This is a genomic window from Kitasatospora sp. NPDC086801 (assembly GCF_044745805.1).
Taxonomy (GTDB): domain Bacteria; phylum Actinomycetota; class Actinomycetes; order Streptomycetales; family Streptomycetaceae; genus Kitasatospora.
Window position 1 is genome coordinate 1 of sequence record NZ_JBIVAX010000083.1, and the last position, 7,317, is coordinate 7,317.

Here is a 7,317-nt window from a genome sequence, read left to right on the forward strand (position 1 = left end):
GACAAGTCGCGGCTGGCCGGGACCCTCCCTCATGTCCCGCGGTGGCGTCGCGGATACTTGGTCGATGACCGACATCTCTGCCGACCTGGTCCTGTCCCTGGTTCGTGAACAGTTCCCCGAGTGGGGCGATCTGCCGGTGCGTCCGGTCGAGCGTCAGGGCTGGGACAACAGAACTTTCCGGCTGGGCGACGAGCTGACGGTCCGGCTGCCCAGCGCGGAGGGCTATGTGGCGGGCGTGGAGAAGGAGGACCGCTGCCTGCCTCTGCTGAGCCCCCACCTGCCGGTGCCGATTCCTGTTCCGGTGGGCGTCGGACGGCCGACCGCGGACTACCCGTTCCCATGGTCGGTGCGGCGATGGCTGCCCGGGACCACGGTGGATGCGGCCGCCGACATCGACCGCACCGCTCTGGCACGCGATCTGGGCGCCTTCCTGGTCGCGCTCCGCAAGGCCCCGACCGAGCGGGGGCCGGTCGGCGGCAGGCATTCCGGGTTCCGCGGCTGCCACCCCAGCGTGTATGGGGACGACGTCCAGCATGCACTGGGCGTTCTCGAGGACTCGGTGGACGTCGGTGCCTGCCGAACCGTCTGGGCTGACGCGTTGAGGTCGGCGTGGCCGTCGGCGCCGGTGTGGTTCCACGGCGACGTGGCCGTCGGGAACCTGCTCACCAGGGCCGGCCAGCTGTCGGCTGTCATCGATTTCGGCACCTGCGGCATCGGTGACCCGGCCTGCGACCTGGTGATGGCCTGGACCTACTTCGCTGGCGAGGAACGACAGGTCTTCCGGCAGGCGACCGGCCTCGCGGACGACACCTGGCGGCGGGCCCGCGGCTGGGCCCTGTGGAAGCCGCTGTTGACCATGGCGCTGCGGTCCGGGCCCGAGCCCGAGGGAGTCCATGAACGGGTCATCGCGGAGATCCTCAACGATCCCGTCGTGTGATGACTTGACCTTGCCGTTTGACCATCGCGACGACCTCGCCGCGGTAACCGCCTCCCAGCTGCGGGACCTGGCCGAGCGCCTGGTCACTGCGGGCCAGTGACGCCCGGGCGACCCGTCGGTGTGGATCGTGGCCGACGCGGGCCACGACGTGACGCGTCTGGCCTGCCTCCTGCGCGACCTGCCCGTCGAGGTCCTGGGACGCCTGCGTTCGGACCGGGTGATGCGGCGCCCGGCGCCTACCCTCACGGAGTTCGCCCTGGCCAATCCGGCCGGCGGGCGGCCGCCCAAGCACGGAAGCGAGTTCATCTTCAAGGACGCCAGCACCTGGGACGCCCCGGGCGCGGAGACCAAATCCGAGACAACCCGCTACGGCACCGCCCACGCCCAGAGCTGGGACCGGCTCCACCCCGAGCTGCAGCAGCGCGCCGTCTGGCGGGACCACCCCGGCGAACTCCCCGTCATCGAGGGCACCGTGATCCGCCTCCAGGTCGACCGCCTGCCCAGCGGCGGCGACCCCAAGCCGCTGTGGCTGTGGTGGTCCCGACCCGCAGCGGCCTCGGCGGAGACCGACCTGGCCTGGCAGACCTTCCTGCGACGGCCGGGGAAGAAGCCCGCCGAACCGAACAGGCTCAGCACGGATCCGGCCAGACGCCCCGTTCGGACAGGTGGAGAACGAGGGCGGCGATGTTCCAGGCGTCGTCCTCGCCGCGGTGGTGACGGCCTTCGAGCCGCCGCCCGGCGATCTCCAGGGCCTGCGCCATGCCAGGGCGTTTGCGCAGGCCGTATGCCTCGGTGAAGGCCGCTTTGGCGTTGGTGTGGTGCTGGCCGAAGGGGTAGGACGTCCGGGTGTTCTGGCACTGCCGGGTGAACTGGTTGCGGTCGTAGTCGCCCCAACTGGCCCACGGGCGGGACCCGGCGTGGTGTTCGGCCGCCAGCAGCCGACACGCCTCGGCGAAACTGACCCCTCCGTCCACCTCGTGTTGCGTGAGGCCGGTCAACTCCGTGCAGAACTCGCTGACCGTGGACCGGACGGGACGCACCAGGATCCGATGCCGGGCGGCACCCGGCGGCACCCGGCAGTGCACGGCCGGGAGACGGCACGAGGGCCTGTGCCCGCGCAGGTGCGCGGGCACAGGCCCTCGTGGGTCACTCCGGTTGCCCCTGTCCGGCCCCCGGGGTGAGGGGAAGCCGAGTGGTCGGCTTAGTACCAGTGGTTGGTCTGCCAGAAGCTCCAGGCGGCGTTCGGGCTGCCGTAGCGGGTGTTCATGTAGTCCAGCGACCACTTGATCTGGGTGGACGGGTTGGTCTTCCAGTCCGCACCGGCCGAGGCCATCTTGGAGGCCGGCAGCGCCTGGCCCAGACCGTACGAGCCCGAGCTCGGGTTGGTCGCCGTGACGTTCCAGCCCGACTCGTGGGAGATGATCTGGCTGAACGAGGCCAGCTGGTCCGCCGGCACGATCTGAGCGGCGATGGCCTGCGGGGAGGCGTCCGCGGCGGAGGCGACGGCGGGGACCACGGCGGCACCCAGGGCGGTCACACCGGCGGCACCGGCGAGAATCGCGGCGGAGGTACGCATACGGAGCTTGAAAGTGGGCATCAAGAGCAAGACCTCAATCGGGTTGGGCCGGTGTCACGCCCCGCCTCGACCGTGGCCGGACAGGGGCCGAACGGTCGCGGGGTGTGACTCGGCGGTAAGCCGTTCACCGGCGGGACAGGAGCCGGTGTGGCTGGCGACGAATGCCAAGTTGCCAGACCGGATCGGCGCTCGCCAAGGCCCCTCCGCTACGATCCGCGGTCGTAGCGAGGGGACCGGCACTGATTCGAGAGGCGGACCGCCCGGAGCGCGCCGCCCCCTCCGGGCCTGCGCAAACACCCCCCGACAACCCCGCAAATAGCTATAAAACGATGCAAAACGGACATCACTATCCGTCGTCGTACACCACATTCGCGTGTGAGCGCACTCACGGCCCCAGCCCCGGCACCATCACCCACCGACCCGCCGCCACCACACCGAGTCAACACCGATCGGCCGCCATTGAGACCGCCACCACACCTGGCCGACGCGGGAACGGCACCACAGGGCGTCGCCACAGGTCTCGGCCCCCTGGTCGGCACGGCGGCAGTCGGGCAGGGCGCGAAGCCGTCGCGGGACCCCGGCCGGTCCGCCGGCATCCGAGCCGAGGGGTGCTTTCTTGCAGCCCGGGAGCGCCCCCACCGCCATCAGCGCACCCGAAGCCGCCGGCTCAGGCCCGTACCCGGCCGGCGGCCGCGGCCGCGCCGCGCCCCGTCGGCCTGCCCTGGAACGTCACCGTCGGCGTCCGCCGCGCCGACGACATCTCGGCGTCGTTCGTGGCCGCGTGCGAGCCGCTCGGCATCTCGATGCAGCCCACGCCGCCGGCGAAACCCCGAGGGCTTCAGGCGTACAGCGCCACCCTCGGCTGGGCCGTGCCCGGGCCGGCCTTGACGACGGTGAGCCGGTACTGCTGGGTGAGGGTGTGATGGCTGTGGAGGACCAGTTTCGCCCGGGTGAGGTCGGTGTACAGCGTGCCGGTCTGGCTGGCCAGTCGCACGGTCGTCCAGTGGCCGCCGGTCAGGACCTCGAGCTTGATGTCCGCCGGGGCGAGGAATGGCCCGTCGTCCGGTGACTCGACGAGGATCTGCGGGGCGACGGTCCGGTCCGCCGACGAGTCGTTGCGGTAGGTGACGGTGATCCGGTGCGCCGCGTGGTCGGACGGCAGCGCCCGGCCGGGCAGGTCGACGAACGAGGTCGGCGCGGCAACGGCCGCCACCTGCGGGGCGGAGGCCGCCGTGGCGACCGCCTGCGACGGCTGCGTGAACGCTGCGGCAGGCAGGGCGGCGAGGGCGGTCAGGGCCAGAGCCCGGTGGAGGATCTTCCTGGTGGGCATGGCGTCTCCTTCGATCGTCGACGGCGCTCCCGGGGAGTTCACCGGTGGCCGGGCAGTCACCCGCCCACCGTGCGCCTCCACGGCTGAACGGACTGTCGCCGCCGGGCAGCCCGGACCGTACCCGTCCACCCTGCACACCGATGGCGCACCTCGCATCCGCACCGGACCGGCGGCTCTGCACAGGGTCCTCCAAGAACGAGGGCCGGGAGACGCGAGGGTGGCGGTCGGGTAGAGGTGGTGGGGGGGCGGATTCGCCCCTTGGCCTGGGGTTCGGGAGGAAAACGACGCCCCGTTCCAGCCCCGCCGGAGAGGCGGCCACCGCCCCACGCGCGATGCAGGCCCGGCCGTCGGACGCCAGGCCGACGAGGCACTGCCGGTCGGCGTCCTCGACGCGGGCCAGTGTGACGGAGGTACCGCCGGACGCGAGCGCCTCGGCGGCCGGGCCGGCCTCCTCCGTCATCCGGTCGAGCCGCGCGTGGTACCGGGTGAGGTCCTCTGCCGGGCCGGTGACCAGACCGCGATCCACGCGCCCCGGCGCAGCGCGGCGAGCAGGTCCGCGCGCAGCGACCCGGCGTCGGCCTCCTGGAAGAGCAGGCCGTCATCGAGTTCCGGTGGGACACCCGCCCTCGAAGCCCTCGTATCCGATGACCTACTGGCGGACGCTCATATAGTGCTCTGACCGCATAGGTTCGCCGGCTTGGTCGGTCTAACCTGGCTCCGTGACGGAGCGATTGAGCACGGTGGTGCTGATGTGCGGTCTTCCCGGAGCGGGCAAGACCACCTACGCGATGGATCTGGTGCGACGCGGTTTCGCCCGGCTGTCGATCGACGAAGTGGTCTGGCAACGACTCGGACAGCGCGACGCCGGCCTCGTGCTGGAAGCTGAGGCGTTCGACCGGCTCAAGGAAGTGATCCGCCGCGAGCAACGGCAGGAACTGGTCGAACTGATGCTGGCCGGGCGCGACGTAGTGGTGGACTACAGCTTCTCGAGTCGCGCCGCCCGCGACGACTACAAGGCACTGATTGAAAGCCACGGTTGCCACTGGGAACTGGTCCACCTCAAGGCTGACCGGACGACGCTGGAGCGCCGCCTCGAAGTACGGAGCGGCGTAGGGGGTGCCAACGCCGTCACCGTGGATGAGACGCTGTTCAACCGCTACCTGGCCGACTTCGAGGAACCGAAGGGAGAGGGTGAGCAGGTCGTCATGCAGTCCTCGACTTGAGGATCTGAAGCCGTTCGGCGGGGATGGGACGCCCGCCCCAACGGATGCCCCTCTCGCTGCGGATGCGTGCACGTTCACGGCGTTGGGCGGCCAGGACATCGGGGTGGCGGGCATTGGCGTTGCGCCATCTATGCGGAGTCCCTTCGGCAGGTCTCCGAGCGCCTGCGGAACATCGAGGACGCTGCCGAGCGAGCGCGGAGCGTCAGGGGCGATGTGCTCAACTGGTACGGCGTCCGCTCTGAAGGAAATTCGACGCTCGGTCTGCCTGTGGCATGGCATGATGGCGCCATGACGTTGATCCAAAGGAGCGATGCCGCGTAAGTCGCCCGGTGCCGTGCGTGCCCAGACGCGGTTGATTCGGGGCCAGTCCCGACAGTTCAGTCAGGTCCGAGGCTTGCGACGAAGCGCCCAGGCCGCTGTCAGGCGCCTTGAGGCTCGCAGGTTTTGGCCTGGCTTCTTGAGTGAGGCGCTCGGCCGGTACGAGCAGTTCCTGCGCCAGCCTGGTCGGTGGCTCTATGTACCGTTGGCGGATTGCCCGTGCCACGATGTGTTGGGTGGTCGGGACAACCTGCAGGCTGTGCTTGATGCGCTGCCGTCTGCCGCGCGCCGCGAACTGAGGCAGATCGTGACCCGGCTCGATGCGGAGTTCGAGCGGCGTACGCTGCCGGATCCGTATGCGTCGGAACGGTTGTGCAGCGAGTGGTTCGACCCGCCGAGTCGGCCGTGGTGGTACCTGCGATTGACCAAGCCGTAGGCGAACGCGTCAAGGCATCCGGACACCGAGGCCGGAACGAATGGTACTGATACGCCGACCAGCCGACGACGGAACCGATGGCCGTCGAACCGCCCACACCCGCCCTGACCAGCTCATCACCGCCTCCCGCCCAACGGGGGGAGCTCATGTGGGGTTTGCATGAGCCGTGTGCCGCGACGAGTGGCTCGCACGGTTCTGAGGGGGGGGGAGCGGCGGGGTGACCCGCCGCTCCTACCCGGCCGTGCCTGCCGCATCAGGGCTCCCGGGACGACCGGTTCGCGGCGTAGACGGCCCAGTCGCCGGCTGCTGCCTTCCGAGCGACCGGGAAACCCACGCGACCGCCGTCGGCAGGTGATGCGAGACTCGGCCCCATGAAGCCCAACGACCCTAAAGACGACCTGCACCGCTACCTCAAGGCGGCCCGCGAAGCCATCATCTGGAAGCTGGACGGATTGTCCGAGTACGACGTCCGGCGCCCCCTGACGCCGACCGGCACCAACCTCCTCGGCCTCGTCAAGCACCTCGCCAGCGTCGAACTCGGGTACTTCGGCCCGACGTTCGGCCGCCCGCACAACGAATCCCTCCCCTGGCACGAGGAGGGCTCCGAGCCCAACTCGGACATGTGGGCACCCGCCGACGAGTCACGCGAGGACGTCCTCGGCCTCTACCACCGCGCCTGGGCGCACGCGGACACGACGATCGAGGCGCTGCCGCTCGATGCGATGGGCCACGTCGCGTGGTGGGGCGACGACGGCGACGTGACGCTTCAGCGGATCATGCTGCACATGACGGCCGAGACGAACCGGCACGCCGGCCACGCCGACATCGTCCGCGAGCTGATCGACGGCAAGGCCGGCATGCGGGAGACCAACAGCAACATGGACGGCGGCGACGAGGCCTGGTACCAGGAGTACTGGAACAGGCTGGAGGCGTCCGCCAAGGAGGCCCAGGCCAAGCCGAGCTGAGCTGAGCTGAGCTGAGCTGAGCGAGCCGAGCCGAGCTGAGCGAGCCGAGCTGAGCTGAGTTCGTTCGGGGAGGTGGGGGCTTGCCGTGGTAGCTCGTGTTGTCGCCTACCTCCCCACCCGGTGCCGCAGTTGTCGCAGGGCGCCCACCGCAGAGTGCGCGCCACTGGACTTCCCGCCCGAGGTCCACCACCGCTCCCTGGACCGCTCCCAACGTCGGTCGGTCAGGCCGCGATGGCGACGTCGGCCCAGTGGACGGCGTGTCCGAGCTCCGCGCGGTCGCCGTGCGCGACGGTGAGCCGGTCGATGATCTGCAGCCCGCGGCCGCGCTCGCCGCGGGTACAGCTGGCCGCCCAACCGCCCTGCGCGGCCGCGGGGCCTCCGTCGCAGACTTCGATGTGCACCCGCCGGGCGCCCTGGGCGCGGCTCAGTCGGAGGTGCAGTGGAGGTTCGGCGTGCTCGACGGCGTTGGTGACGAGTTCCGAGACGGTCAGCAGCACCGAGTCGGCCGCCTCGTCGGCGACCCGCCACCCTG

General features: G+C 70.6%; 8 protein-coding genes and 1 pseudogene. 5 read left to right on the top strand and 4 right to left on the bottom strand.

All coding sequences use genetic code 11. The features are described 5' to 3' along the window. The first annotated feature begins 64 nt into the window (after positions 1-64). Entirely contained in the window at positions 65-937 is an 873-nt protein-coding gene (locus ACIPLC_RS37855; protein WP_400477609.1) for an aminoglycoside phosphotransferase family protein, read from the top strand. A gap of 118 nt (positions 938-1,055) precedes the next feature. Then, positions 1,056-1,334 (top strand): annotated as a pseudogene (locus ACIPLC_RS37860) (transposase); the annotation flags it as partial. 232 nt (positions 1,335-1,566) lie between these two features. Here the strand turns inward: ACIPLC_RS37860 and ACIPLC_RS37865 are convergent. The 3 genes from ACIPLC_RS37865 to ACIPLC_RS37875 form a co-directional block, all read right to left on the bottom strand. Continuing rightward, positions 1,567-2,070 (bottom strand): exonuclease domain-containing protein, encoded by a 504-nt coding sequence (locus ACIPLC_RS37865; protein ID WP_400477610.1) that lies wholly within the window; start codon positions 2,068-2,070, stop codon positions 1,567-1,569. A 68-nt stretch (positions 2,071-2,138) separates the two neighbouring features. Further along, positions 2,139-2,513 (bottom strand): transglycosylase SLT domain-containing protein, encoded by a 375-nt coding sequence (locus tag ACIPLC_RS37870; protein ID WP_400477611.1) that lies wholly within the window; start codon positions 2,511-2,513, stop codon positions 2,139-2,141. A gap of 838 nt (positions 2,514-3,351) precedes the next feature. Then, the gene (locus tag ACIPLC_RS37875; RefSeq protein ID WP_400477612.1) at positions 3,352-3,843 is read right to left on the bottom strand and encodes a signal peptide protein; all 492 of its coding nucleotides are present in this window, start codon (positions 3,841-3,843) and stop codon (positions 3,352-3,354) included. Positions 3,844-4,562: 719 nt separating this feature from the next. On the opposite strand from ACIPLC_RS37875, the gene ACIPLC_RS37880 reads away from it, so the two are divergent. The 3 genes from ACIPLC_RS37880 to ACIPLC_RS37890 all read left to right on the top strand — a co-directional run bounded on the left by ACIPLC_RS37880 (position 4,563) and on the right by ACIPLC_RS37890 (position 6,785). Further along, positions 4,563-5,066 carry an AAA family ATPase gene (locus ACIPLC_RS37880; protein ID WP_400477613.1) on the top strand — a complete coding sequence of 168 codons (504 nt, stop codon included), beginning with the start codon at positions 4,563-4,565 and terminating at the stop codon, positions 5,064-5,066. 457 nt (positions 5,067-5,523) lie between these two features. Beyond that, a complete protein-coding gene (locus ACIPLC_RS37885; protein ID WP_400477614.1) occupies positions 5,524-5,820 on the top strand; it encodes a hypothetical protein in 297 nt (98 codons plus the stop codon). Positions 5,821-6,191: 371 nt separating this feature from the next. Further along, the gene (locus tag ACIPLC_RS37890) at positions 6,192-6,785 is read left to right on the top strand and encodes a DinB family protein (protein ID WP_400477615.1); all 594 of its coding nucleotides are present in this window, start codon (positions 6,192-6,194) and stop codon (positions 6,783-6,785) included. Positions 6,786-7,006: 221 nt separating this feature from the next. Here ACIPLC_RS37890 and ACIPLC_RS37895 read toward each other — a convergent pair. Beyond that, positions 7,007-7,317, bottom strand: a 311-nt coding sequence (locus ACIPLC_RS37895; protein WP_400477616.1) for an ATP-binding protein, incomplete at its 5' end; no start/stop codon positions are given.

Bases quoted from the DNA above. Each gene is read 5' to 3' on its own strand.
- ACIPLC_RS37875 (WP_400477612.1), bottom strand. From the start codon at position 3,843: ATGCCCACCAGGAAGATCCTCCACCGGGCTCTGGCCCTGACCGCCCTC.
- ACIPLC_RS37890 (WP_400477615.1), top strand. From the start codon at position 6,192: ATGAAGCCCAACGACCCTAAAGACGACCTGCACCGCTACCTCAAGGCG.
- ACIPLC_RS37870 (WP_400477611.1), bottom strand. From the start codon at position 2,513: ATGCGTACCTCCGCCGCGATTCTCGCCGGTGCCGCCGGTGTGACCGCC.
- ACIPLC_RS37855 (WP_400477609.1), top strand. From the start codon at position 65: ATGACCGACATCTCTGCCGACCTGGTCCTGTCCCTGGTTCGTGAACAG.